This window comes from Rhizobium sp. 18055, assembly GCF_902706285.1.
GTDB lineage: Bacteria > Pseudomonadota > Alphaproteobacteria > Rhizobiales > Rhizobiaceae > Rhizobium.
Map to the genome: position 1 here is coordinate 200,610 of NZ_CACSKD010000004.1, position 24,017 is coordinate 224,626.

The 24,017-nt window shown below is 61.8% G+C and carries 25 protein-coding genes and 1 riboswitch; of the genes, 16 read left to right on the forward strand and 9 right to left on the reverse strand.

Annotated elements, in window-relative coordinates; translation table 11 throughout:
* The first annotated feature begins 139 nt into the window (after positions 1-139).
* From GVL52_RS09580 to GVL52_RS09595, 4 genes are all read left to right on the forward strand, one after another.
* Positions 140-1,003, forward strand: a complete 864-nt coding sequence (locus GVL52_RS09580) for a DUF6502 family protein (RefSeq protein WP_160006219.1) — start codon at positions 140-142, stop codon at positions 1,001-1,003.
* On the forward strand, positions 1,000-2,082 hold the full coding sequence (locus GVL52_RS09585) for a DUF5666 domain-containing protein (protein ID WP_160006221.1): 1,083 nt from the start codon (positions 1,000-1,002) through the stop codon (positions 2,080-2,082). Before GVL52_RS09580 ends, GVL52_RS09585 begins: the two co-directional genes overlap by 4 nt.
* 186 nt (positions 2,083-2,268) lie before the next feature.
* Positions 2,269-2,595 (forward strand): helix-turn-helix transcriptional regulator, encoded by a 327-nt coding sequence (locus GVL52_RS09590; protein ID WP_160003649.1) that lies wholly within the window; start codon positions 2,269-2,271, stop codon positions 2,593-2,595.
* Positions 2,589-2,849 carry a hypothetical protein gene (locus GVL52_RS09595; protein ID WP_160006223.1) on the forward strand — a complete coding sequence of 87 codons (261 nt, stop codon included), beginning with the start codon at positions 2,589-2,591 and terminating at the stop codon, positions 2,847-2,849. Before GVL52_RS09590 ends, GVL52_RS09595 begins: the two co-directional genes overlap by 7 nt.
* 84 nt (positions 2,850-2,933) lie before the next feature.
* On the opposite strand, the gene putA is transcribed toward GVL52_RS09595, so the two are convergent.
* Positions 2,934-6,644, reverse strand: coding sequence for a trifunctional transcriptional regulator/proline dehydrogenase/L-glutamate gamma-semialdehyde dehydrogenase (gene putA / locus GVL52_RS09600; protein ID WP_160006225.1), 3,711 nt, complete (start codon positions 6,642-6,644; stop codon positions 2,934-2,936).
* Positions 6,645-6,764: 120 nt separating this feature from the next.
* Here putA and GVL52_RS09605 point away from each other — a divergent pair, with 120 nt between their 5' ends.
* From GVL52_RS09605 to GVL52_RS09625, 5 genes are all read left to right on the forward strand, one after another.
* A complete protein-coding gene (locus tag GVL52_RS09605) occupies positions 6,765-7,235 on the forward strand; it encodes an Lrp/AsnC family transcriptional regulator (protein ID WP_160006227.1) in 471 nt (156 codons plus the stop codon).
* A 72-nt stretch (positions 7,236-7,307) separates the two neighbouring features.
* A riboswitch (TPP riboswitch) is annotated at positions 7,308-7,404 on the forward strand.
* 43 nt (positions 7,405-7,447) lie between these two features.
* Entirely contained in the window at positions 7,448-8,251 is an 804-nt protein-coding gene (thiM, locus tag GVL52_RS09610) for a hydroxyethylthiazole kinase (protein ID WP_160006607.1), read from the forward strand.
* Positions 8,248-8,883, forward strand: a complete 636-nt coding sequence (gene thiE / locus GVL52_RS09615; RefSeq protein WP_160006229.1) for a thiamine phosphate synthase — start codon at positions 8,248-8,250, stop codon at positions 8,881-8,883. The genes thiM and thiE overlap by 4 nt, the downstream gene beginning before the upstream one ends.
* Positions 8,880-9,701 (forward strand): bifunctional hydroxymethylpyrimidine kinase/phosphomethylpyrimidine kinase, encoded by an 822-nt coding sequence (thiD, locus tag GVL52_RS09620; protein WP_160006231.1) that lies wholly within the window; start codon positions 8,880-8,882, stop codon positions 9,699-9,701. The genes thiE and thiD overlap by 4 nt, the downstream gene beginning before the upstream one ends.
* Positions 9,698-10,462, forward strand: a complete 765-nt coding sequence (locus GVL52_RS09625; RefSeq protein WP_160006233.1) for a 3-oxoacyl-ACP reductase — start codon at positions 9,698-9,700, stop codon at positions 10,460-10,462. The genes thiD and GVL52_RS09625 overlap by 4 nt, the downstream gene beginning before the upstream one ends.
* 23 nt (positions 10,463-10,485) lie before the next feature.
* On the opposite strand, the gene GVL52_RS09630 is transcribed toward GVL52_RS09625, so the two are convergent.
* The 3 genes from GVL52_RS09630 to GVL52_RS09640 form a co-directional block, all read right to left on the reverse strand.
* Positions 10,486-11,334, reverse strand: a complete 849-nt coding sequence (locus GVL52_RS09630) for a carbohydrate ABC transporter permease (RefSeq protein ID WP_160006235.1) — start codon at positions 11,332-11,334, stop codon at positions 10,486-10,488.
* On the reverse strand, positions 11,327-12,175 hold the full coding sequence (locus GVL52_RS09635; RefSeq protein ID WP_244619145.1) for a carbohydrate ABC transporter permease: 849 nt from the start codon (positions 12,173-12,175) through the stop codon (positions 11,327-11,329). The genes GVL52_RS09630 and GVL52_RS09635 overlap by 8 nt, the downstream gene beginning before the upstream one ends.
* Before the next feature lie 160 nt (positions 12,176-12,335).
* The gene (locus GVL52_RS09640) at positions 12,336-13,646 is read right to left on the reverse strand and encodes an ABC transporter substrate-binding protein (protein WP_160006239.1); all 1,311 of its coding nucleotides are present in this window, start codon (positions 13,644-13,646) and stop codon (positions 12,336-12,338) included.
* 220 nt (positions 13,647-13,866) lie between these two features.
* On the opposite strand from GVL52_RS09640, the gene GVL52_RS09645 reads away from it, so the two are divergent.
* The 5 genes from GVL52_RS09645 to GVL52_RS09665 all read left to right on the forward strand — a co-directional run bounded on the left by GVL52_RS09645 (position 13,867) and on the right by GVL52_RS09665 (position 17,999).
* A complete protein-coding gene (locus GVL52_RS09645; RefSeq protein ID WP_160006241.1) occupies positions 13,867-15,066 on the forward strand; it encodes an ROK family transcriptional regulator in 1,200 nt (399 codons plus the stop codon).
* Positions 15,067-15,098: 32 nt separating this feature from the next.
* Positions 15,099-16,199 carry a Gfo/Idh/MocA family protein gene (locus tag GVL52_RS09650; protein ID WP_160006243.1) on the forward strand — a complete coding sequence of 367 codons (1,101 nt, stop codon included), beginning with the start codon at positions 15,099-15,101 and terminating at the stop codon, positions 16,197-16,199.
* A 19-nt stretch (positions 16,200-16,218) separates the two neighbouring features.
* The gene (locus GVL52_RS09655; RefSeq protein WP_160006245.1) at positions 16,219-16,860 is read left to right on the forward strand and encodes a ThuA domain-containing protein; all 642 of its coding nucleotides are present in this window, start codon (positions 16,219-16,221) and stop codon (positions 16,858-16,860) included.
* A gap of 87 nt (positions 16,861-16,947) precedes the next feature.
* A complete protein-coding gene (locus GVL52_RS09660) occupies positions 16,948-17,232 on the forward strand; it encodes a hypothetical protein (RefSeq protein WP_160006247.1) in 285 nt (94 codons plus the stop codon).
* 95 nt (positions 17,233-17,327) lie between these two features.
* A complete protein-coding gene (locus GVL52_RS09665) occupies positions 17,328-17,999 on the forward strand; it encodes a hypothetical protein (RefSeq protein WP_160006249.1) in 672 nt (223 codons plus the stop codon).
* A 2-nt stretch (positions 18,000-18,001) separates the two neighbouring features.
* Here GVL52_RS09665 and GVL52_RS09670 read toward each other — a convergent pair whose 3' ends face one another.
* The 3 genes from GVL52_RS09670 to GVL52_RS09680 are packed head-to-tail and all read right to left on the reverse strand — an operon-like array spanning position 18,002 to position 21,103.
* Positions 18,002-18,799, reverse strand: coding sequence for an HpcH/HpaI aldolase/citrate lyase family protein (locus tag GVL52_RS09670; RefSeq protein WP_160006251.1), 798 nt, complete (start codon positions 18,797-18,799; stop codon positions 18,002-18,004).
* 19 nt (positions 18,800-18,818) lie between these two features.
* Positions 18,819-19,679: a sugar phosphate isomerase/epimerase gene (locus GVL52_RS09675; RefSeq protein ID WP_160006253.1), complete on the reverse strand. Its 861-nt coding sequence runs from the start codon at positions 19,677-19,679 to the stop codon at positions 18,819-18,821.
* Between the two features lie 50 nt (positions 19,680-19,729).
* The gene (locus GVL52_RS09680; protein ID WP_160006255.1) at positions 19,730-21,103 is read right to left on the reverse strand and encodes an amidase; all 1,374 of its coding nucleotides are present in this window, start codon (positions 21,101-21,103) and stop codon (positions 19,730-19,732) included.
* A gap of 227 nt (positions 21,104-21,330) precedes the next feature.
* Between GVL52_RS09680 and GVL52_RS09685 the strand changes: the two genes are divergently transcribed.
* Both GVL52_RS09685 and GVL52_RS09690 read left to right on the forward strand, forming a co-directional pair.
* Positions 21,331-21,639 carry a hypothetical protein gene (locus GVL52_RS09685; protein ID WP_160006257.1) on the forward strand — a complete coding sequence of 103 codons (309 nt, stop codon included), beginning with the start codon at positions 21,331-21,333 and terminating at the stop codon, positions 21,637-21,639.
* 80 nt (positions 21,640-21,719) lie between these two features.
* A complete protein-coding gene (locus tag GVL52_RS09690; protein WP_160006259.1) occupies positions 21,720-22,157 on the forward strand; it encodes a DUF1810 domain-containing protein in 438 nt (145 codons plus the stop codon).
* A gap of 23 nt (positions 22,158-22,180) precedes the next feature.
* Here GVL52_RS09690 and GVL52_RS09695 read toward each other — a convergent pair whose 3' ends face one another.
* Entirely contained in the window at positions 22,181-22,567 is a 387-nt protein-coding gene (locus GVL52_RS09695) for a hypothetical protein (protein ID WP_160006261.1), read from the reverse strand.
* 200 nt (positions 22,568-22,767) lie between these two features.
* Positions 22,768-23,409, reverse strand: a complete 642-nt coding sequence (locus GVL52_RS09700) for a metallophosphoesterase family protein (protein WP_160006263.1) — start codon at positions 23,407-23,409, stop codon at positions 22,768-22,770.
* Positions 23,410-24,017 lie beyond the last annotated feature (608 nt).

Sequence of the window (24,017 nt, forward strand, 5' to 3'; positions counted from 1 at the left end):
GCGGCTGCGGTCCTGTCACAGACTGCATGCCGCGATGCAAATTGCCGGGATGTTGCGAGGGTCAGGGCTTTATCGTAGGTAAGAACGAGGTCTATTGTCGAAGGCCTGCCGACAATGCCTGCAAGACCGAGTATAGTTGATGTTGAAGCCGCGTGCGAAACTGCCGTTCTCCGAGGAAGGCCTGCAGGCGATGCTGATCCGCGTGCTTCGCCCGCTGGTGAAACTTGCGCTCGCCTCGGGTTTTAACTTCACATCTTTTTCGGTAGTTCTTCGCCGGCTATATATCGAGGTCGCGGAAAACGACTTCGCCCTGGCGAACAAGCAGCAGACCGATAGCCGCATCTCGCTTTTGACAGGCATCCACCGCAAGGATGTCAGCAAGCATCGCGGGCAGGGTCTCACCAGCGCGACGCCACCGCTCGCAGTGTCGCAGACCGGTCGACTTGTCGCCCGCTGGCTTGCTGATCCGAATTACTGCGATGACACCGGCGCCCCGCGACCTTTGGCGAGGACCGCTGCCGATGATGGCCCGTCGTTCGAGCGGCTGGTGAGCGAGGGCACCAAGGACGTCCACCCGCGCGCGGTCCTCGACGAATGGCTGGATCGCGGCATCGTCTCGCTGGATCAGGACGCGTTCGTTCACCTCGACCTGTCAACCGTCATCCCAAATGCCGGCGACGATGCGCTCAGGCACTATTTCACCCGCAACCTTCACGACCATACGCTTGCGGCGGTCACAAACATCATGAACGAGCCTCCGCCCTACTTCGAGCGGGCGGTCCACTACGACCAGATTTCTTCGGCACTCGCCGCGCGGCTCGATGCGATTGCGCGCGCGGAAGCAATGGCAATGCTTCTCAGGCTGAACAAGATCGCACATCAGGCGGTGCAGGCGGATACCGGTGGGGATAGCCGCTGGATCACCGGAATTTATGTGATGCCGCAGGATGAAAAGCCGGCTCAGCCAGCGACCGTCGATGCCAGGACGGAGGCGGACGAATGACGCCGTCGGGCATTTCAAGGCGCTATTTTTTGCTGGGTGGGGCCGCGCTTCCCTTTCTGGGTGCCGTGACGGCCGGTGCGCAGTCGATCGGAAGTGGCGATCACGGTATCGGCGGCTCCGGCTTCTCCATCCAGAACAGTGGAGGAGATGAAGACCACGGCATCGGTGGCACCGGGATCGTCGGGACTATCCAGGGCTTTGGCAGCATCATCGTCAATGACGTGCATATCCCGTTCGGCACGATGACACCGGTCTCGATCGACGGGCGACGTGTTCCGACCAGCGCCATGAAGGTGGGGCATGTCGTTCGGGTTCTGCTGGCCGGCACGCGGGCGCAGATCATCGCCATCGTCAGCGAGGTCCAGGGCAGGATCGATCAAATCGACAGGGCAGGCATGACAATCCTGTCGCAAGACATCGATACGACAGAACTGAAAAATCATGAGATCAAGGGCTTGCGCCGCGGCGCCCGGGTCGCCGTGTTCGGCATACGCAAGCCTGATGGCACGATCATCGCCAGGCGTATCGAGCGCCGTATGGCGTCCGACGGTGCGCATGTGCGTGGTGTCCCCCGGAAGACCGCCACCGGCATCCAGATCGGAGGCCTCATGCTTGGACGTGAGACCCGGCATCTCGTTGGAAAGCAGACCTTGGTGCGCATCAAAGCCGAGGGCGGTCGACAGATTGTCGGCCGTGTCGAGGCAGAGGCAGTGGTGCCGGGTTTGCGACATGGCGTTATCAACGTCGAGACTTATGGCCGCCATGGGCGGGGAAGCGTCGATCTCGGCCTGGGGATTTCCGCGCCGGTCAACCGTATGCGGCTTTCGCCGGACGGTCACGGCTATGTCGATCTCTCGATCCGCGACTCGAGCCGGATGACGGGTGCCACCAATGGACGCGGTCCCGACAATGGTGGCCCGCCCCCGCCGCAGGGGCCACGCAGAGGGCCGCCGCCTGATCGCTCGACATTCGGGAATTCTCGTCCTGGCGAAGGTCAATCGCCCTCGGATATGGCACCCGATAGAGGAGGTCCACGACCGGGTTTCGGTCGTCCGCCCGGCCCTCCGGGCCCTCAATAGCGCCATACGCACGCGTCTTGACGTATGGGAATATTTCCCATTTAATGAGGTTGCGATTCTGATGCCGGGCCGACGGCCGCGGCTGATCGCCGATTGTCCGCCTGACGGCGCCCCCACCGGGCAGGCAATCGCAAAGTTTGCCTGCGTGTTGCCGTTTGACCCTCAGTGCCTTGGATATTGATCGCAATGGGTGATGCACAGATGATCCAGAAATATTCGAGAGTGCTGGCCGCCATGGGAAACCCGCGGCGACTGGCGATCCTGTCCCGGCTTGCCCGAGACGAGGTGAGCGTCGGGGAACTGGCCAATCAGATCGGCATCAGCCAATCGGCCCTGTCGCAACATCTTGCCAAGCTGCGCGCCGTCGGCCTTGTCTCCACCCGACGCGAAGGCCAGACGATCTTCTACCGCTCCTGCCAGGCGCCACTGCTGCCGATGTTGTCCGACCTGTCCAACCGTCTCGGCGCCACGCCGCTTGTCGATCTGGCATCTGGAGGAGCCCGGACATGTTGATGTTGAGAGCCGAACCAGACGTGACACCGGATATGGCGATTGGAATGGCAGAGCAGACGGTCATCGCAACCTGGGAAAACCGCGATCAGATTCTCGAGATCATGACCAGTGCGCGCCACCTCGGTCAGCACCTCCAGAATTTGTGGGAGACGAGCGGCAAGCTCGGTCGGCTGACGCAGGATCACACCGATGAACTGGTCGCCCTGCTGGGCGAGATCGGTGCGCTCAGCGACACGCTTTGTGGATTGGCCTGAGCCGCTGACTATCAGTGGTCCGGCTCAGCCTGCCGGACGGCACGCCGCGCCATTCGCGCGACGTGCAGCGTGAGATGAACGCGATCAGCCGATCGACATCAGGCTTGCATTGCCGCCGGCGGCTGCCGTGTTGATGGAGGTCGATACTTCTTCGAGCAGCCAGTTCAGGCAGTAGGCTTCCGGGTTGCGCTGCAATTCGGCGGTCGAGGCAGCCTGCGTCAGAAGCAGGGGACCGGACATTTCGGCAATCCCCTTCACCACCACAGCAATGCGCTCATGATCGCCTTCGATCAGCGCCGCCGACAGGGTTTCGCTGGCGCTCTTGCCGTTGCCGAAGGATATGCGCTGGGCGACGCTTGCCGGAATCTCTTTCAAGCTGGCGCGAAGGCCGTCATTGCATTCGATGAACGCCTTGTTGCCGGTGGCCAATACCGATGAGATCTGGCGGTGCAGGCCGACCTCCGAAACCGGTGCGCAGAAGATCGTGCCGCGGGCGTGGAGCGCGTAGAGATTGCGCTCGCCGACCGGGCCCACCAGCTCCGTTTCCAGTCCAAGGGCCGATTGACCGCCGAGATTGCGTGCCATCTCGGCCTCGTCTTCCAACGCCTGCTGTTCGAGCCATTTGGCAAAATCGGAGAGAGCCGGATCGCTATAGACCGAGCTATGCTGCGGCGGGATCGGCGGTGTCTTCACCAGGCGGCCAAGATAGAGCGGGCCGCCTGCCTTGGGGCCCGTGCCGGAAAGGCCACGGCCGCCGAACGGCTGCACGCCGACAACGGCACCAATAACGTTTCGGTTGACATAGAGATTGCCGACCTGGATGCGCGAGGTCACCCGGGCAATCGTTTCGTCAAGGCGCGTATGGAGACCGAAGGTCAGGCCGTAGCCGGTCCCGTTGATGTCATCGACCAGATGGTCGAGATCCTGGCGGCGCCAGCGGATCACGTGCAGGACGGGGCCAAACACCTCGCGCTTCAGCTCGGAAATGTTGCGAAGCTCGACGATCGTGGGGGCGACAAAGGTTCCGTGCTGCGTCTCTTCAGGCATTTCGACGCGCTCGATCCTGCAGCCGAGCGACTGCATCGCCTGCACATGCGTTTCGATAATGTCTTTTGCGTCGGCAGTGATGACGGGTCCGATATCGGCGGAGAGACGATTGGTATTGGCAATTGTCAGTTCACCAAGCGCGCCTTTCAGCATTGTCAGCGTCCGATCGGCGATGTCTTCCTGCAGGCAGAGGATGCGCAGTGCAGAGCAGCGCTGTCCGGCGCTGTCGAAGGCAGACGCGATGACGTCGCCGACGACCTGTTCAGCGAGCGCCGAGGAATCGACGATCATCGCGTTCTGGCCGCCGGTTTCGGCAATCAAGGGGATCGGCTTGCCATCTGCGGACAGACGCTTGGCAAGCTCGGCCTGGATCAGCCGGGCCACTTCGGTCGAGCCGGTGAACATGACGGCTGCGGTCTGACGAGCGGCCACAAGGGCCGCGCCAACGCCGCCTTCGCCAGGCACCAGTTGCACGACGTCGCGCGGTACGCCTGCCTCATGCAGGATCCGGATGGCTTCGGCCGCGATCAGCGGCGTCTCCTCCGCAGGCTTGGCCAGCACTGGATTACCAGCGACAAGAGCGGCTGCGACCTGTCCACTGAAGATCGCCAGCGGAAAATTCCATGGGCTGATACAGACCACCGGGCCGAGCGGCGCGTGAGACGGCCCCAGTGTCCGTCGTGCCTGCTCTGCATAATAGCGCAGAAAGTCTATCGCTTCTCGGACTTCGGCAATGGCGTTCTGAACGGATTTTCCGGCTTCGCGGATGATCAGGCCAAGCAGCGTCTCGATCCTCGCCTGCATGATGTCGGCTGCCTTGTCGAGCAGGGCAGCGCGGTCGCCGGGTGTGACGGCTGCCCAGACAGGTGCCGCCGAAAGGGCAGCCTGCATGGCAGCGGTCACTTCCTCCGCCGTCGCCTCGCGCACCTGGCCAACGATATCCCTGTGGTCGGCGGGATTGAGCACATCGCGGGCGCCGCTGACATCGGTTGCCTGGCTCGGCGCAGCGCGCCAGCCTTTCCCGGTGCTCTCTCTCAGTGAGGTGGCGAGATGCTCGAGCACTGATTCATCGGAGAGATCGAGACCTGAAGAGTTGGAGCGGGCGCCATAGAGTTCGCTGGGAAGGGTGATCTTGTCATGCTTCTGGCCGGCGACGGCCATCTTCGAGACGATCTCGGCCGGGTCGGCAATCAGCTCGTCGATCGAAACATTGGGGTCTGCGATCCGGTTGACGAAGGAGGAGTTCGCGCCGTTTTCCAGCAGGCGTCGAACGAGATAGGCAAGCAATGTCTCGTGGGTGCCGACAGGGGCGTAGATGCGGCAGGGGCGGTTGAGGTTCTGGCGTCCGACCACTTCGTCATAGAGCGGTTCGCCCATGCCGTGCAGGCACTGGAATTCGTATTTCCCGACGTAATAGTCGGAACCCGCCATCTGGTAGATGGTGGCGAGCGTCTGCGCGTTATGCGTGGCGAACTGCGGGAAGACGGCGTCGGTCGCCGCCAGCAGCTTCTTGGCGCAGGCGATATAGGAGACGTCGGTGTAGATCTTGCGCGTGAACACGGGAAAGTCGGCAAGCCCATCGACCTGCGCCCGCTTGATCTCGGCATCCCAATAGGCGCCCTTGACGAGACGCACCATGATGCGGCGGCCGGCCCGGCGGGCGAGATCGATGACGAAGTCGAGCACGAAGGGGCAGCGCTTGCCATAAGCCTGCACCACGAAGCCCATGCCGTTCCAGCCAGCGAGATCCGGGTCGAGGCAGAGTGTTTCCAGAATGTCGAGCGACAGCTCCAGCCGGTCGGCTTCTTCGGCATCGATGTTCAGGCCGATGTCGTAGGACTTGGCAATCAGCGCCAGCGCCTTCACCTTCGGCAGCAGTTCGTCCATCACTCGGGCGCTCTGGGCACGGACGTAGCGCGGATGCAGCGCCGATAGCTTGATCGAGATGCCCGGGCCTTCGTAAATGCCGCGGCGGTCGGAGGCCTTGCCGATTGCGTGGATCGCCGCTTCGTAGTCCCTGTGATAGCGCTTGGCGTCTTCAGCGGTGGTCGCGGCCTCGCCGAGCATGTCGTAGGAATAGCGAAAGCCGCGCTGTTCCAGCGGCTTGGCGCGCTGCAGCGCTTCGTCGATGGTCTCGCCGGTCACGAACTGCTCGCCCATCATCCGCATGGCCATATCGACACCGCGCCGGATCACCGGCTCGCCGCAGCGTGCGATCAGCCGCGTCAGTGCAGCCGAAAGACTGCGATCGGCGACCGTCGAGGTCAGCTTGCCTGTGACCACGAGGCCCCAGGTGGCGGCGTTGACGAACAGCGAGCGTCCGCCGCCGAGATGCGCCTTCCAGTCGCCCTCGGAGATCTTGTCGCGGATCAGCGCATCACGGGTCGCGCTATCGGGAATGCGCAGCAGCGCTTCCGCCAGGCACATCAGCGCCACGCCCTCCTGGCTGGAGAGCGAGTATTCATGCACCAGTCCTTCGACGCCGGTTCCCTTGTGCTTGGCCCTGAGGGCCTCGATCAGCTTTCGTGCTGTGTCAGCCGCGGCTTTCCTGGTGTGATCGGAAAGGGCTGCGGCTTCGACGAGGCGCGGCACGCAAACCGTCTCTGGCGTGCGATAGGCGGCGGTGATGGCGCGGCGGAGATCGCTCTGTTGCCGGATCGGAGGAGCAAATCCATCGAAGGGATTTGCATGGCCATCTGTCTGCTCTAGTGTGGCTTCGGCCGCCACCGCGTCGTTGATGAATGCCATGCTGCGCTCCTGATCCGGGTAGGCCTCCAGGCTAGCAGATTTCAAAAAGTCAATTTCACTTGATTTTAAGGCTTCGATTATCTAGTTCGCTATTCATCATTCGCTCTGAAGGGAATAGCCGTGACAAATGCAAGCCATGGCAGGGAAATCGACCAATTCGATTATCGCATCATCGAAGCCTTGGTCGCTGATGGCCGGATGTCGGTGACCGACCTTGCAAAACGCGTCGGTCTTTCGAACACGCCGTGCCAGGTCAGGCTCAAGCGGTTGATCGAAGACGGCTACATTCTCGGCTTCCGCGCCATTGTCGATGTCAACAAGCTTGGGCGCAACCATGTGGCATTTACCGAGGTGAAACTCTCGGACACACGGGAAAATGCGCTGAACGCGTTCAATGTCGCTGTCCGCAAGTTGCAGGAAGTCGAGGAGTGCCACATGATCGCCGGCGCCTTCGATTATCTCCTGAAGATCCGCACCTCCGACATTGCCAACTATCGGCTGGTGCTGGGCGAAAAGATCTCCAGCCTGCCGTTCGTCGCCAACACATCCACGTTCGTGGCCATGGAAGCCATCAAGGAAAATGGCGGGTGAGCGCGCGCTCTCGGGCGACGTGCGCCAATATTTGCGCGTGACAGCATGCGCCTTCTCTGCCAGAACATGCCTATTGAGAGACAGGGGCGTTTGCCGAAAGGCGGACTGAGAAGCACCCTTTGAACCTGAACCAGATAATGCTGGCGGAGGGAGTCGCTCGGGACCCTCGCTGATATGGGTTCCCGCGCCTTGCCCCGCATGAAAGGGGCATGATGCAAAGCGACACTTCACCCGGTTCGATGCTCGAGGCCATGCGGGCGCAAAAGCCGCTCGTTCAGTGCATCACCAACTTTGTGGCGATGAATATCGCCGCCAATGTGCTGTTGGCAGCAGGCGCTTCGCCCGCCATGGTGCATGCCGAGGAAGAGGCCGGCGAATTCGCGGCTATCTCGGGCGCGCTGACCATCAATATCGGCACGCTCTCCAACGGGTGGATGAGAGGCATGCGCGCTGCGGCCGCATCGGCCGTCGCAACTGGCAGGCCATGGGTGCTCGATCCTGTCGCCCACTATGCAACAGCCTTCCGTCGCAATGCGGTGCAGGAATTGCTGGCGCTCCGCCCGACCATCATTCGCGGCAATGCTTCCGAGATCATCGCGCTGGCTGGCGGTGCAAGCCAGGGTCAGGGCGTCGATAGTCGCGATCCGGTGGAGCAGGCGGAAGCCTCGGCCGGCCTGCTTGCCAGCAAGCACGGCGCTATCGTGGCCGTGACCGGCGCGGTGGATTTCGTGACTGACGGCAAGAGGGGATGCCGGATCGAGGGCGGCTCGCCTTGGATGCCTCAGGTCACAGCGCTCGGCTGCTCGCTGACATGCCTTATCGGTGCCTTTGCCGCTACCCATCCGAATGCACCATTTGACGCCACCGTCGCCGCACTCGCGACTTTCGCCGTTGCCGGGAAAGAGGCGGCGCGCAAGGCGGAGGGCCCCGGATCGTTCTCCTGGCGTTTCCTCGATAGCCTCGCGGCCATTGATGGCAGGCTTCTCGACCAGAATGCGAGGATCAGCCAGATATGAGACACATCGATCTTTCGCTCTATCTTGTCCTCGATCCGGATCTCTGCGCTGGCATCGGCATGGTCGAGACCGCACGCGCTGCGGTTGCTGGCGGTGCGACGGTGGTGCAGTTGCGCGACAAGCACGCAACGACAGCGCAGATGATCGACACCGGTCGCGCCCTGAAGGCTGTGCTTGCCGGTACCGGTGCGCTTCTTATCATCAACGATGACGTCGAGGCCGCTGTTGCGATCGGCGCTGACGGTTTGCATGTCGGGCAGGACGATATGCTCGTGCGTGCCGCCCGGGCGCGGGTCGGCCGACAGATGATCCTCGGTCTCTCGGTCGAGACGGAAGCGCTTGCCGCGGCGGTCGATCCTGAAGTGGTCGACTACGCCGGCATCGGGCCGGTGTTTGCCACCCCGACCAAGCCGGATCACAAGCAGCCGATCGGCATTGATGGCCTCGCAGGTCTGGTGAAGGTCTGCCCGGTGCCATCGGTCGCCATTGGCGGGCTCAAGGCTGCGCACGTCGACGACGTGTTCGCTGCCGGCGCCAATGGTCTGGCCGTCGTTTCGGCCATCTGCGGGACTGCCGATCCGCAAGCTGCTGCGCGCGCCATTGCCGATGCCATTCCAAGGAGAGTTCGATGATCCGGAACGTTCTCTCGATCGCCGGTTCCGACCCGTCTGGCGGTGCCGGCATCCAGGCCGATCTCAAGGCGTTTGCCGCACGCGGGGTCTTCGGCATGGCAGCGCTGACGGCGCTGACGGCGCAGAACACGCAAGGTGTGTCAGGCGTTCATCTCGTGCCCGCGGCCTTCGTCGCCGATCAGATCAAGGCGGTGTTTGCCGATGTTCGCGTCGATGCCGTGAAGATCGGCATGATCGCCAATGCCGAGATTGCCGCTGCTGTCGCCGATGTGTTGCAGCATCACAGGGATATCCCCGTGGTGCTCGACCCTGTCATGGTTGCCAAGGGCGGTGCCAAGCTGCTCGATCCCGATGCAGTCAACGTCCTGACGCGCCGCCTTCTGCCGCTGGCGACGCTGTTGACGCCCAATCTGCCGGAAGCGGCTGCACTTCTCGATGTGGACCCGGCCGAAAGCCGGCAGGCGATGGCGGATCAGGCGCTGGCCTTGCTGGCGCTCGGCCCGGCTGCGGTGCTGGTCAAGGGCGGCCATCTGCCCGGCGATCAGAGCCCCGATGTGCTGGCAACATCAGACGGTCTGCGCTGGTTCGAGGCCGATAGGGTGCCGACTGCCAATACGCACGGAACCGGCTGCACACTGTCGAGCGCGCTGGCGGCTGAACTCGCCAAGGGCGCGACGCTGCAGCAGGCGGTCGCCGCGGCCAAGGCCTATCTCGGCGGCGCGGTTGCCGCGGCCGACACGCTTGACGTCGGCTCCGGCCACGGTCCCGTCCAGCATTTTCATCAGTTTTGGCAGACACAAGAAGGATATTCGAAATGACACTGGCGATCAGCGAACAGACGGTGATTGTAACGGGTGCAGCCCGCGGCCTTGGGGCGGCGATCGCCACTGCCTTTGCACGCGAAGGCGCCAAAGTCGCGATCAACTACCGCAACAGCCGCGAACAGGCCGAAGCGCTGGCGGCAAGCCTCGGAGACCGGGCACGGGCGTTCCAGGCCGACATCCGCGATGGCGAGGCCGTTCGCAGGCTGGTGGCCGAGGTGACAGAGAGCCTCGGAGCGCCGACCACCGTTGTCCACAATGCGCTTGCGGATTTCAGCTTCAACGGCGATGCGCGCCCGAAGCTCGATCAACTCGGCTGGGCGGAAATGACCGCGCAGCTCGATACGGCGGTGAAGGGCGCTTTGAACCTGATCCAGGCCGCGCGCCCTGCGATGGCCTCAACAGGGTTCGGCCGGATCATCACCATCGGCACTAATCTCTTCCAGAACCCTGTCGTGCCGTATCATGATTATACGGCGGCCAAGGGCGCGCTTTTGTCGCTGACCCGCACGGCGGCGGCCGAACTCGGGCCTGATGGCATCACCGTCAACATGGTCTCCGGCGGGCTGCTGCGGACCACCGATGCCAGCGCCGGCACGCCGGAAGCGGTGTTCGACCTGATCGCCGCAAGCACGCCACTGCGGCAGGTGACGACGCCTGAAGAGGCTGCCGATGCGGTTCTGTTCTTCGCCAGCCCCTGGGCGCGTGCCGTCACCGGCCAGAACCTGATCGTCGACGGTGGTCTCGTCTTCGGCTGAGCGCCAACGCGGCCAACCCCGCATCACGACTTGACCGCACCCGCGGTCAGGCCGGCGATGATGTGTTTTTGGGCAACGAAGAAGACGATCACGGTCGGCATGATGGTCAGCGTGATGAAGGCCAGCACCAGCTGCCAGGCGGTGCCGAATTCGCCGCGATAGACCATGATGCCGAGCGGCCATGGGTACATCTTCTCCGAGTTCAGCATGATCAGCGGCAGGATGTAGCTGTTCCAGCTGCCGACGAAGGAGATGATGCTCACGGTTGCGATGATCGGGCGCGAGAGCGGCAGGCAGATGTGCCAGAAGAAGCGCATGTAGCCGCAGCCATCGACGACGGCGGCCTGGAACAGTTCTTCCGGCAGGTTCTTGAAATAGTTTCGGAATAGCAGGATGCTCATGCCGAGCCCGAAGGCCACTTGCGGCAGCACCACCCCCCAATAGGTGTTGAGCAGCCCGAGATCGCGGATGCGGATGAACAGCGGCAGGATGGCGGTGGCAGCGGGAAACATCAGTCCGATCAGGAAATAGTTCAGCAGGAAGGCAGACCCGAAGAAACGGACATGCGCGAAGGTGAAGGCCGCCATGGCAGAGACCGACACGGTCAGGAACACCGTCAGCGCGGCGATGATCAGCGAGTTCACCATCTGCCGCCAGTAGCGGTCGCCGAACAGGATGTCGGTGTAGTTCTCGGCATGCCATTCGACCGGCAGGCCGAACGGATTGGTGCGGAGATCGCCAAGCTCCTTGAAGCCGCCAAGTGCCGTGGTGACGAGCGGGATCAGCACGATCGCGGAAATCACCACCAGCGACGTGTAGAGGTAAAGTTTCGTGCCGGCGTTCAGCCGCTCGGATGAAACGACATCAGTCATGGCGCATGAATATCCGTTTGTAGGTGAAGGCGAGGGTGACGCAGATCAGGAAGAGGACGACGCCGACGGCGCTCCCGAGGCCAACCTGCATGCGGGCCACGCCGAAATTGAACAGGAAGGTGACCATCGTCTGCGTCGCGTTGAACGGCCCGCCGCCGGTCAGCGGCATGATCAGGTCGAACAGCTGCAGCGAGCCGACGACGGCGAAGAACACCGACAGGCGCACCGTCGAGCCCAACAGGGGAAGTGTGATGTAGCGAAACCGCTGCCAGCCGCTGGCGCCATCGATCTCGGCCGCCTCGAGCACGCTCTTGTCGAGCGATTGCAGGCCGGCGATGAACAGCATCATGTGGAACCCGAAATACTTCCAGACGATTACCGCCAGCACCGCGTACATGGCCAGATCCTTGTCGGCCAGCACATAGGGTGTCTCGACGCCGAGAAGATGGGCGATCGATGCGAACAGGCCATAATCGCCGTCATAGACGAAGCGCCAGATCAGGCCGGCCGCGACATCGGCCAGCACATAGGGCAGGAAGAAGATCAGCCGGAACAGCACGACGCCGGCAATGCGGTGCGCCAGCATCATCGCCAGCCAGATCGCCAGCGGAATCTGGATGATGATCGAGATCACCATGATCATCGCGTTGTTCTTCAGCGCCGTCAGGAAGGCGCCGTTCTTGAACAGCAGCTCGAAATTGCGCATCCCGACATATTGGGTCGGTATCCCGTAGCCGTCCCATTTGTAGAGGCTGTACCATGCGGCTTCGCCCATCGGCAAAATGACGAAGATGGAAAACAACAGCAGCGCCGGCGGCAGGAACAGCAGAAGCACGGGCATGCGCCCAGAGACGGCAGGATGCTTGCGTCGGGCGGATTGTGTTGCGGGCACACGCACTGGCCGAAGGGCGGTGGCTGCGCTGACATTGGCCATGGATGACCTCACACTCGGAATAGGAAATGGCGGCGCGAGGTCTAGCCCCGCGCCGCGATGGTCCTGATCAGAACTGATCCTGCTCGAAAGCATCCTGGATCTGCTGGGCGCCGTCTTCCGAGCTCATCTGCCCGGAAACGATCGCAACAGACACGTCGTTGACGACGCGGCCGACGGAAGGACCGAGATCCTGGTCGAAGAAGTTCTGGTGCCAGGTCGAATGTGCCAGCTGCTCGGCGGATTGGTGCAGCAGCGGGTTGGTGACGCCATCGTCAGCGCCCACCGCGACCGGAATGATCATGCCGGCCTTGGCCATGGTCCGCTCGTTCTCGGCATTGGTGAGATAGGCGAGGAAGTCGAGCGTCTCCGGCGGTGCCTTCTTGGTCACCGCCCAGCCGTTCAGGCCGCCGAGCGTGTCGGTGGCAGCACCGGCTCCGCCGGTCACGGCTGGAAATGCGAAGCGGCCGATATTATCGGACGCCAGGCCCTTCTTGTCGCCGGCATTGGTGGCCTGGTTGGCTTCGGTGTTTTCGAAGGCCAGGATCATCGCCGCCTTGCCGTCGCCGAAGACGCCGAGCGTCTGCGGCCAGGTGGCGCCGAGATAGCCGGGCTGGAACGGTTCGAGCTTGCCGAGGTCGGCCAGCTGTTCGCCGGCCTTGATGATCGCCGGATCCTTGAAGCCTTCGCCCTTGCCGTTCTTGGCAGCATCGAAGACAGCCTGGCCGCCGTCGCGCATGACGAGATAGCTCCAGTAGAAATGGATCGGCCATTTTTCCCCGCCACCGCCGGCAATCGGAACGATGCCGGCATCCTTGATCTTCTTCACGGCCGCCAGATAGTCGTCCCAGGTCTTGATGCCTGCTGCATCGACGCCGGCCTTTGCAAACAGCGCCTTGTTGTAGAAGAACGACACCGTGCCGACCTTGTAGGGGACCGCGCCAATCTTGCCGTCGTAGCTGAGGCCCTTCACGGAGGCTGGATTGTACGTCTTCAGCCACGCGCCGTCCTTGGCGTTCATAGCCTCGGTCAGGTCCATCAGGGCGCCGGTGGCCAGCTGCTGCTTCAGCACGCCGCCGCCCCAGCTGTAGAACAGGTCGGGCGCGTCACTGGATTGCAGCAATGTCGGCAGTTTTGCCTTGAAGGCTTCGTTCTCCAGGAACTGCATCTCGACCTTTACGCCGGGATGTTCAGCCTCGTAATTCTTGGCGATCTTCTGCCAGACGCCGAGGTAGGTGGGATCGATTTCGAGATGCATCCACTTGATGGTGGTCTCGGCCGCGGCACTGCCTGCGGCGATCAGAAATGCCAGTCCGCTGACGGCGGAGCGGGCGAAGGCACGGTTCAGCAGCAGGGCTTTCGCCCTTTTATGATCAAACATGGGTTCTCCTCCTCAAGGGGAAATCGTCCTCTACAATTTGTCCCTTATGCGGATTAAATCATCGGCAGGTTTGCCCGAATGTCAACTCCCCTCACTAATATTGCCTCGAATTTGATAGTTTCGCCTTGACAGAGGCCGGGGCGGTGACGCTATTTAATTCGCATACCGTCCAAAATAGCCGTCTGTTTCGGCAGGCGCCAGAAGAGCCCCGCAAGATTTCATGAAGACCGCAGATCCGGAATTGATGCGCGCGATCAATCGCTTGAACGTGCTGGACACGGTTCGCCGCAATGGGCCGATCTCGCGTGTCGAGATCAGCGCGCGCACGCAGCTGTCGACGACCACGGTATCGGCGATCACCGCGTCGCTGCTGGATGACGGGCTCATCCTGCCGCGGCACGAGGGCGATATCCGCAACGAGGCGGCCCGCGGCCGGCCGCGCGTCATGCTGGAACTCAATCCGGATGCCGCCCGTGTCGTCGGCGCCAAGATCGCCGCCAACCGCATGGTCTTCGTGGTCACCGATTTTCGTGGCGACGTGCTGTCGAAGCTGGCGCTGCCGATCCGCATCGACCGCCAGCCGATCGCGGTCATTGCCGATCTGGTCGAGGATGGCGTGCGTCGCTGCGTCGTCGATGCCGGGCTGTCGCTCGAGGATGTCGATACCGTCTGCCTCAGCCTGCCCGGCGTGATCGAGCACCGCACCGGGCATATCCGCAGCAGCCCGATCTTCCGCGATATCAACGTCGATTTTGCCGGCGAGATGACATCGAGGCTGGAAACGCCGACCATCGTCGAAAGCGATGCGCATGCGATCACGCTGGCTCACCACTGGTTCGGCAAGGCGCGCGATCTCGAAGACATGGTGCTGATTTCGCTGGAGCAGACGCTGGGTCTCGGCGTACTCCACGGCAACCAGCTTTTCCGCGGTGCCGGTGGGCTCAGCCACAATCTCGGCGACCTCGTGCTCGGCATGGGACCGCGCGGCATCGTGCGGCTGTCGAGCCAGGCGGGTGAAAGCGAAATCCTCGGCGAGCAGCCGGCCGGCGGCCGATTTGCCGAGGCGATCCGTCTTGGGCGCGGCATGACCCACGCCCAGGCGCTGATCAAGGCCGAGGACACCGCGCTGATCAGTGCTGCCATCCGCGCCGGCGAGGCGGTCGGCGTCGCGGTGGCCAACATCGTCACCATCTTTGCGCCGCCGCGCGTCATTCTCGTCGGTTCCAGCCTGGCTTTGGGGGAGCCGTTTCTGGAGAGCCTGCGCAATGCCTACGCGCTTGCCATTCCACCTTCACTGAAGGGCGTCGCAGAACTCGTCTTCGACGATTCCAGTGATGATTTCTGGGCGCAGGGAGCAGCAGCAGTCGCCCTTTACGAGCTCTACGAGTCGCCGTGGAACACCACCGGACCGGCGCTCTGAACGCTAGCAACAAAATCCATTGGGAGGAAATCATGGAGAAAGTCGGTATCGGCATCATCGGATGCGGCAATATCTCTGGCGCCTATCTGAAGGCGATGGCCTCGTTTCCGATCCTCGACATCCGTGGCGTGGCCGATCTCAATCATGAGCTGGCGCAAGCCAAGGCGGCCGAGTTCAACGTGCAGGCCCGGAGCATCGACGAGCTGTTCGCCGATCCTGCGATCGAGATCATCGTCAACCTGACAATCCCGAAGGCGCATGTGGCCGTTGGCCTGCAGGCGCTTGCTGCCGGCAAGCACACCTATTCGGAAAAGCCGCTCGGCATCAATTTTGCCGAGGGCAAGACGCTGGCCGACGCCGCCAAGGCGAAGGGGCTTCGGCTCGGCGCGGCACCCGACACCTTCCTCGGCGGCGGCCACCAGACGGCGCGCACACTGATCGACCAGGGCGTCATCGGCCAGCCTGTCGGTGGCACGGCCACCTTCATGTGCCCGGGTCACGAGCGCTGGCACCCGAACCCGGCCTTCTATTATGAGGTTGGCGGCGGCCCGATGCTGGATATGGGGCCCTACTACATCACCGATCTCGTCAATCTGTTCGGCCCGGTGGCGCAGGTCGCAGGCTTCGCGGTGACGCCGCGCAAGGAGCGCATCATCACCAGCGAGCCACGCAATGGCGAGCATATTCCGGTGCATGTGCCGACCCATGTGGCTGGCATGATGGCCTTTGCCAATGGTGCGGTGGTGCAGGTCAGCATGAGCTTCGACGTCGCCGGTCACAAGCATGTGCCGCTCGAGATCTATGGCACCGAAGGCACGTTGATCGTGCCCGATCCCAACCACTTCGGTGGAGAAGTCGAGCTTTTGAAAAAGGGCGGCGCTTTCGAAAATCAGCCGCTGACGGCGCCTTATGCCGACGGAAACTACCGGTCGATCGGCGTTGCGGATCTCGCGTATGCGATCCGCTCGAACCGGCCGCACCGAGCCAATGGCAGTCTGGCGCTGCATGTGCTCGAAGTCATGGAGGCCTTCCACACGGCGTCCGAGACCGGCCGTTCTGTCGGCATCACCACACAGACGGAGCGGCCGGCGCCGATCACGGAATCCCTCGTCGACGGACGTTTGGGCAAGTAATCATTGAGGAGGAAGTTTTATGCGTGAAGCACTGATTGTCTGGGGCGGATGGAGTGGCCACGAGCCGCAGGAATGCGCCGCTATCGTCAAGGACATTCTCGAGGAAGACGGCTTCAAGGTCTATGTCGAGAACACCACGGAGGCGTTCGCCGATCCGTCCGTGCATGATCTTTCGCTGGTCGTGCCGATCGTGACGATGTCGAAGATCGAGAAGGAAGAGATCAAGAACCTTGCCGCCGCGATCGAAGGCGGCGTCGGCCTTGCCGGCTATCATGGCGGCGCCGGTGACAGTTTCCGCGATTGCGTCGAATACCAGTTCATCGTCGGTGGCCAGTGGGTCGCTCACCCCGGAAACATCATCGACTATAAGGTCAATATCACCCGTCCCGATGATCCCGTGATGGAAGGTATTGCCGACTTCCCCTACACGTCGGAGCAATATTACATGCATGTCGACCCCTCAAACGAGGTGCTGGCAACGACCACCTTCACCGGCGATCATGCCTACTGGATCGATGGCGTGGTGATGCCGGTCGCCTGGAAGCGCAAATACGGCACGGGACGGGTTTTCTACTCGGCTCTGGGCCACCAGGCCAAGGAATTCTCGGTGCCGGAGATGCGCACGATCTTCCGCCGTGGTGCCAATTGGGCGGCGCGCTGAGATTGAGCGAAATAGATCTGCGCGCGGCTGGAACAACGCCCGCCGCGCGCTATTTCTTCATGTGTTCCAACGTGAAGGAGTTCCAGCATGCGCAGGCTTCTCGCATTCACCTCAATCGTCATCATGGGCTTTGCCGGTAGCGCTTTCGCGCAGGCCAGCCTTGGCATGGATAGCAGCGGCCGTTTCGACGGATCTGCGCCGCTTGGAACCGGACCAAAGGACGAGCAGCCGAGCGGTCTCTCGGTGCCGATCGATTCATTCGAAACCGACAGCACGACCACATCTGCGCCGATCCAATGGACACGCTGCCCGGCGAAGAGCAGTTCTGCAAGACAGCGATCGACAAACCCGGCCTGTGTCGACGGACAGTGATTTCAGGCAACGCGATCATAACACGATCCGTGTTTGAGGTTCGCGGCGCTGATCTTTTGTGATAGTTGGGCCGCGCAACGCGAGGCCCGACCGATATGCTGCCATGGATCCAGCTCGATTCCGCTCCCATTCCCGGAGAAGCTGGAGAACTGCGCCTGAAACAGCGCGGCAGCGAGTTCTCGATCATGCTCGGCTCCAACGAGCTGATGAACAGCCGTTTGAGCGGCTCTGAAGAGGCGCTGGCAACGCTATCCCATGAGAGGCTGAAGGGCCGTCCGCGCCCCAGCATGCTGATTGGCGGTCTCGGCATGGGCTTCACGCTTCGCGCAGCCCTTGCCGTGCTGCCGCAGGATGCGACTGTTGTCGTCGCCGAACTGGTGCCGGCGGTCGTGACCTGGGCGAGGGGGCCGATGGCGGATGTGTTCAAGGGATGCCTGGATGATCCGCGCGTCAGTATTCATCAGGGCGATGTCAGCGCGCTCATCCGCGCCAGCCGGGCAAAGTTCGACGCCATCCTGCTCGATGTCGACAATGGGCCTGATGGCCTCACCCGCCAATCCAACGATGCGCTTTATGATTTGCAGGGGCTGCGGGCTGCCCGCGAGGCCCTGCTGCCGCGCGGTGTGCTCGCAGTCTGGTCCTCTGGTCCGGACGCCAGCTTTACGCGCCGGGTGCGCGAGAGCGGCTTTTCGGTCGAGGCGGTGAACCTGCGTGCCAATGGTAAACGTGGCGGCGCGCGCCACGTCATATGGTTGGCGCAGACGTAACCTCAACCGGCCTGGACCTTGCGGGCGGCGGAGATGGCGCTTGCCGCACCCAGGCGCAGCTGCTGTGTGTCGGCGCCGGCAATCACGAAATCGAAGCCCATCTTCAGCAGTTCGCCGGCCCGCTCGCCATTGCTGCCGAAGACGCAGGCAAATTTGCCATGCGCGCGGCAGCGTGTGATCAACGCCTTGAGCACGGCGTCCATTTCGGCGGTGTCGGGCGCCAGCTGTGCACCGTTGGACAGCGCGATGGAGAGATCGGACGGGCCTATGAAGATGCCGTCGATACCCTCAACGCCGAGAATGTCGTCTGCGGCATCAAGCGCCGCCCGCGTTTCGATCATCGCGATCGCCACAGTTTCGGTGTTGGCGGTGGCGAGATAGGTGGCTGCCGGCAGGCCGGTATGGTTCATCGCCAGCGTCGGTCCCCAGCTTCGCTCGCCGAGCGGCGGATATTTCGTCGCCTTGGCGAAAGCACTGGCATCGGCAACCGAATTGATCATCGGCGCTATGATCCCCGAGGCGCCGGCATCGAGCAGGCGCGAGGCGGACGAAAAATCGCCGACGGGAATGCGCACCACCACCGGCTTGCCAGCGAGCCGGCCCTGGCCGATGCCATTGGCGGCAGACGCGATGTCCCAGACACCGTGCTGCATATCCAGAACGACGGCGTCAAAGGCTTCCTGTGCCAGATGATTGACGAATAGCGGATCGGGAATGCCGATCCATGCGGAAATCATGCCGCCGCTCTTGCCGCTTCTGATGCGCTTGGCAAAGCCATCGATACCCGTTGAACCGCTCATGCCAGTCTCTCCTTGCAACTCAGCCGAAGGCGCGCTGCTTGTCGTGATGAAATTCCTCGATGAAGGCCTTCTGCAGAAGGATGCCGTCCCATTCGTCTGCAAAGAACGGTGAATCGTAGATCAGCGTATACGGGCCGGCATAGCCAGCCTGCCGGCTCGCTTCGAGGCACTTGCGGTAGTCCTCGGCATCCATTCCTTCGGTGGTATAGTTGGCCTTGGCATGGCAGATCTCGGCGCGGCGCATGATGTCGGCAAGGCCTGCATATTTGGCCGGTGCCGCCCAGTTGCCGAGATCGCCATTGAGGCCGACGTTTCCGTCAAGCCTATCAAGCAGCCAGTTCATCTCTTTCGGTGAAGGCAACAGATCGAACCAGTTCTCGGTGACAATGCGAACACCGCTATCGTCAGCCTGCTCGGCCAGCCAGGACAGATGCCCCGCCGAACGCGCCAGGTTTTCTTCGCTCGGCTGCTGCTTGCCCGCGATGACGCGCATGTTTCTGGCGCCGAGGGTCGCTGCAACATCGATCCAGTCTGCGATCCAGCGGATATCGCGCTCAGCCGTCTGCGGATGGCTCGGGTCGCCATCTTCGACCAGCAGCGTCTGCAGCAGGATGCCGAATTGGTCGAGTGCCGCGCGCAATTGCCGGAGATAACTGGGATCAAGGCTCGGCAGATGGAACGAGCAGATTTCCAGCCTGTGGATGCCGCGATCGGCAAGTTGCTTTGGAATATCGATCAGCGCGGCGCTGCCGGGGCCATATGGCTCCTGGGCGGCAGCGCTCTTGGCTGGGTCGGGGCTATACGGATAGGTCGCGCCCAGCAGCCGGTGTAGCGACCACGTCGAGACAGCGAACTGCCCATTCTCCATAGCTTCGGTCATGATATATCCTCCTCGCTCCTGCGCTATCTAGGCAGCAACGTCTTGGAATTTCAAACGGAATCTCCCCGAATGATCGCTTCTGTCGAAAGCGCCGCAGCAAGAAGCGCTTCGTCGCGTCCACCGATTGCCGAAAGCAGCAAGCCAACGGGCATATCCGCATCGCCCGTGCCGCACGGGATCGACACGCCGCACCACTCCAGAAAATTGCCGAGCATAGTGTTGCGCAGTGTCTTGCCGTTGGTCGCAAAGAACAGGTCGTCGTTGGCCTCCAGCGGCGCAATCGGCGGTGCCACATGGGCGACGGATGGAAAGGCAATGAAGCTGTCGCCGACCTGGTTGGTTACGTCCGAAACCAGCCGCTCCCGCGCCTCCATGATCGCAAGGTAATCCGAAACGGTGATCGTCTCGCCCAGCCGTGTCCGCATCACGACGCGCCGGTCCATCTCCTCCGCATCAGGCCCGCCCAGTCGTTCTCGATGCAGCGCAAAGGCCTCTGCCGTGACCAAGGTGCCGTGCTTTGCCATCAGGGCCAGAATCTCGTCGAAGGCGGGGATGGTGATCCGACTGACCGACGCACCTTCGGCCACCAGCCATTCCACGCTTTGTTCGAACGCAGCAACGACGCCGGCCTCCGCACCGTCAAAGACGATATTTTCAGGAATGACCACATCAAGCCCCCTGATCGGGCTCGCCGTGATCGCAGGCGCTGCCGTCAAGCCTCGCATCGCCGCATCGACCCAGATCGCGTCTTGAACGGTGCGGCAGAGGGGGCCGAGGGAATCCAGGCTCTTTGCGAGCGGGAAGACACCTTTCATCGGATAGCGTCCACGGGTCGCCTTGTAGCCGACGATGCCGTTGAAAGCGGCGGGGATGCGCACGGATCCGCCCGTATCCGTTCCGATCGCCACCGGCACGAGACCGGCTGCAACCGCCGCACCTGCACCCGACGATGATCCGCCGGGAATGCGCGGCTCATCGCGGCTGCGCGGATTATGCGGCGTGCCGTAATGCGGGTTGATGCCGAGGCCCGAGAAGGCGAACTCGCTCATATTGGTGCAGCCGACGGCAATCATGCCGGCTTGGCTGAGGGCGGTAACGACTGTCGCATCTGCCGTGGCCACAGGCGCGGCTCGAAGCACTTTCGAGCCTGCGGTAGTGGCGCGTCCCTCGATGTCGAACAGATCCTTCCAGGCGACCGGGATGCCCTCCAGCAGTCCACGCGAGCGGCCGTCCTTCATCCTTGCCGAAGAGGCGCTGGCTTCATCAAGGGCGCGATCTGCGAGCAACCCCGTGAAAATCGATTGATCCGCATAGGTCCCGATGCCGTCGAGAACGGCCTCGGTCACCTCGACCGGATCGGCAGTGCCACTCTGGATGAGAACGGAGAGTTGCGCGATCGACATCGCGCCAAATGATTTCGTCATGGGAGTGTCCGTGATCTGGAGAGATGCCCGACCTAAGCCGAATTCCACCGACGTGCCAAGCCCTTAATGTCAAATCAAACCGATTGGTTCGATTTTGTGAACACTGAGTTTGCGTATCCGGGCTTCAACTTGCGGGGCATCGAACACACATGGTGTGGGTTGCACAGAGGGCCACCGGTCGAGGGACTTCGTGGGAGCCGTCATGTGCTGATTTCAGGAGCAAGACAATGACAGATGTTGACAGCTGGAGCGCAGAACGCGGCGACACGGTCCATCATCATGAGACGGGCGAAGAGTTGAACGGAATGGGTGAGCGGGACTACGTCGAACACATCAAGGCAAACCGGCCATCTCTATCGGAGCGGTTCGTCATCATCGGAGCTCTCCTCCTTCTTGGGGTCGCCGGGCTAACCGCGCATATGAACGGTTCAATGGCGTCCGGCGTCGATACCTCCCCGGTCGGATCAGTCTCCGAGACGATCCCATCGCTGGAGTACTGCCGCGAGCACAGCCCTTACGCCGATCAGTCGTGCTGAGGTGCATTCGAACGAAGTATGGCGAACAGGGCATGGACATGCGCAGCTTCTGATATAGCTAGGAGCGTGGGAGGATGAGCATGTCCGCGAACGTCGATTATGACCTCGAACGCTTCATACAGGCGCAGAACGGTGTCTATGACCGCGCGATCGCCGAACTCAGGAACGGGCGCAAACGATCGCACTGGATGTGGTTCATCTTTCCGCAGGTCGCCGGTCTCGGCACATCCTCGATGGCGGAAAAATATGCCATCCGCTCTGCTGAGGAGGCGTCGGCCTATCTTGACGACCCAATTCTCGGCAGCCGGCTGTTGCGCTGTGTCGAAGCCTTGCTTTCAATTGATGCACGGTCGGCAAGCGATATTTTCGGGTCGCCCGATGACCAGAAGCTGCGATCGTCGATGACGCTATTTGCGGCGGTCAGCGATCACGGCTCGCCATTTCACCGGGTCATCGATCACTACTACGATGGCGGTTTTGACCACCGGACAGTCGAACTGCTCAATGCCGGCGGTTAGCCAACGTGTTTGAGGGCAGGTTTTTAATGCGTGCTCACGGAGAGCACGAACTTGCAGTCTGTCTTGCTCACCCAGGCGGTGCGGCTCTGGAAAAATGAGATCGTATAAACATCGCCGGCAACGGCTTGGTCGATATATGAGGCCGGGAACTGATTGATCGTCGCCGGCTGCGTTCGCTTGCTCCTTTTGGCGATTTCCGTGCGACAAGCTGCGGTTTCGGCATCAATTTTGAACACGAAGGTGCCCGTGTCCAGAACCTGCAGGAGATATGACTGTGTCTTGCCACCCGTCACCGATCCTTCAGTTTGTGAGCCTGACAGTATCAACTTGGCGTCACTGTCTCGACCATAGGCGAAAGCGGGGAGGGAAAGGCTGATAACCAACGCAATTCTAAGGGTATGCCGCGTCAACACGCTCTCCTGTTTTGAGAGCTTGCGCACGCCTAGTCTTCAATAGCCAGCGAATTCCGCTGATGACGGATGGCGCCAAGTTGGTTTCCCGACGAAGCGGGTGATCAGGCGTTGGCAGTTGACGACGGCCAATGGTTTCGCAGTCTAGCAGCAGCATATTTTCCCTGCTGCGACAGGGCTGAATCGCGTCATGCCGATGCTCATGCAGACACCGCGATGAAGTCGATTGGGCCACCGGCAATGTTGTCATCGAAAACGGCGCAAGACAACTTGCCGCCGAACACGCATGCACTATCGACGTTTGTCCGATTGCCGATCGTCAACGGATGCTTTGGCGACGGCGTGTGGCCGTGAACAAGATGCTTGCCCCAGTACTCGCCGGAGTGGTCCGAGGGAAAGCGCGTCCACATCAGATCTCGGGCCGTTTGATCTTCAAAGTAGATGCCCTCCCTGACCCCGGCATGCACAAAGATCCGATGATTGTCCTGATGGATGAGCGGAAGGGACGCGGCCCACACCAGATGTGTGGAGGGGATAATGCCGCCATATGATCGCAGCGTTTCCATGCCACCGTTTCCCAGCCACAAGGCTTCGTCACAAGAACCGTCCTGGGCGCCAACCATCATGTCTTCGTGGTTGCCTTTCAGGATCACCCAGCGCCAACCGGCAGCAACGTCACCCATGAGCGTCTCAAGGACGGCCTGGCTGTCCGGTCCGCGGTCTATGTAATCACCAAGGAAGACGACCGTGCCCTGCGACGCATAAGCTTCGATGCGGGAAAGCATTCGCTTCATCGGTCCGATGCATCCGTGAATGTCGCCTATCGCGAACGTGTAGCTCATGCTGAAGCGCTCCTGAAAATGAATGTCCCGCTGAAAATCGCTGCGGGCGGTCCTGAAAATAAGGTGATTATCGCGGAGCGGACGCCAATTGCCAAGCTGCGGCGTCGCGTCGTCTCGGCGTCAGCGTGTCGCGGTGATGGTCGAGCTGCTCTCGCGATACGCGTAACGTCGCAAATTGCTTTGTTTTTCCGCTTTCTCCGCCTCAGCACGTATCAGATTTCAGCTCGCCGGTTCGCCATCACCCGTTGAGGGCTTGCCGGGGTATTAGTCCTTTTGGGTGAAGCAAAGCTGCATCAGCCCGGCGAAACCGTGGGGCTGTTGGCCTCAGAGAGGCGCCGTTTTGGTTGACACCTCATCGAATTTGACGGCTCGCTAGTGGCGTCAATTTCAATCAGCCGCGCTTGAGGAGAAGCGATATGGAAACGCTAGAAAAGAGGGTTGTGGGCTTGCACAGCACCTTCGGCCGAGTTTTTCCGGCGCGGTCATCGGGCATCCTGCACGGGCGGACACCGAATAGCGCTGGGGATATTTTCAGCTGCGGGCGGCGCATCGAAGGCGTTGCAGCGGATAATCACAGCACATGAGTCAACGCATCCACCTGCCTTGGC

Bases quoted from the DNA above. Each gene is read 5' to 3' on its own strand.
- GVL52_RS09580 (WP_160006219.1), top strand. From the start codon at position 140: ATGTTGAAGCCGCGTGCGAAACTGCCGTTCTCCGAGGAAGGCCTGCAG.
- GVL52_RS09585 (WP_160006221.1), top strand. From the start codon at position 1,000: ATGACGCCGTCGGGCATTTCAAGGCGCTATTTTTTGCTGGGTGGGGCC.
- GVL52_RS09590 (WP_160003649.1), top strand. From the start codon at position 2,269: ATGGGTGATGCACAGATGATCCAGAAATATTCGAGAGTGCTGGCCGCC.
- GVL52_RS09595 (WP_160006223.1), top strand. From the start codon at position 2,589: ATGTTGATGTTGAGAGCCGAACCAGACGTGACACCGGATATGGCGATT.
- putA (WP_160006225.1), bottom strand. From the start codon at position 6,644: ATGGCATTCATCAACGACGCGGTGGCGGCCGAAGCCACACTAGAGCAG.
- thiM (WP_160006607.1), top strand. From the start codon at position 7,448: ATGCAAAGCGACACTTCACCCGGTTCGATGCTCGAGGCCATGCGGGCG.
- thiE (WP_160006229.1), top strand. From the start codon at position 8,248: ATGAGACACATCGATCTTTCGCTCTATCTTGTCCTCGATCCGGATCTC.
- thiD (WP_160006231.1), top strand. From the start codon at position 8,880: ATGATCCGGAACGTTCTCTCGATCGCCGGTTCCGACCCGTCTGGCGGT.
- GVL52_RS09625 (WP_160006233.1), top strand. From the start codon at position 9,698: ATGACACTGGCGATCAGCGAACAGACGGTGATTGTAACGGGTGCAGCC.
- GVL52_RS09630 (WP_160006235.1), bottom strand. From the start codon at position 11,334: ATGACTGATGTCGTTTCATCCGAGCGGCTGAACGCCGGCACGAAACTT.
- GVL52_RS09635 (WP_244619145.1), bottom strand. From the start codon at position 12,175: ATGCCCGTGCTTCTGCTGTTCCTGCCGCCGGCGCTGCTGTTGTTTTCC.
- GVL52_RS09640 (WP_160006239.1), bottom strand. From the start codon at position 13,646: ATGTTTGATCATAAAAGGGCGAAAGCCCTGCTGCTGAACCGTGCCTTC.
- GVL52_RS09645 (WP_160006241.1), top strand. From the start codon at position 13,867: ATGAAGACCGCAGATCCGGAATTGATGCGCGCGATCAATCGCTTGAAC.
- GVL52_RS09650 (WP_160006243.1), top strand. From the start codon at position 15,099: ATGGAGAAAGTCGGTATCGGCATCATCGGATGCGGCAATATCTCTGGC.
- GVL52_RS09655 (WP_160006245.1), top strand. From the start codon at position 16,219: ATGCGTGAAGCACTGATTGTCTGGGGCGGATGGAGTGGCCACGAGCCG.
- GVL52_RS09660 (WP_160006247.1), top strand. From the start codon at position 16,948: ATGCGCAGGCTTCTCGCATTCACCTCAATCGTCATCATGGGCTTTGCC.
- GVL52_RS09665 (WP_160006249.1), top strand. From the start codon at position 17,328: ATGCTGCCATGGATCCAGCTCGATTCCGCTCCCATTCCCGGAGAAGCT.
- GVL52_RS09670 (WP_160006251.1), bottom strand. From the start codon at position 18,799: ATGAGCGGTTCAACGGGTATCGATGGCTTTGCCAAGCGCATCAGAAGC.
- GVL52_RS09675 (WP_160006253.1), bottom strand. From the start codon at position 19,679: ATGACCGAAGCTATGGAGAATGGGCAGTTCGCTGTCTCGACGTGGTCG.
- GVL52_RS09680 (WP_160006255.1), bottom strand. From the start codon at position 21,103: ATGACGAAATCATTTGGCGCGATGTCGATCGCGCAACTCTCCGTTCTC.
- GVL52_RS09685 (WP_160006257.1), top strand. From the start codon at position 21,331: ATGACAGATGTTGACAGCTGGAGCGCAGAACGCGGCGACACGGTCCAT.
- GVL52_RS09690 (WP_160006259.1), top strand. From the start codon at position 21,720: ATGTCCGCGAACGTCGATTATGACCTCGAACGCTTCATACAGGCGCAG.
- GVL52_RS09700 (WP_160006263.1), bottom strand. From the start codon at position 23,409: ATGAGCTACACGTTCGCGATAGGCGACATTCACGGATGCATCGGACCG.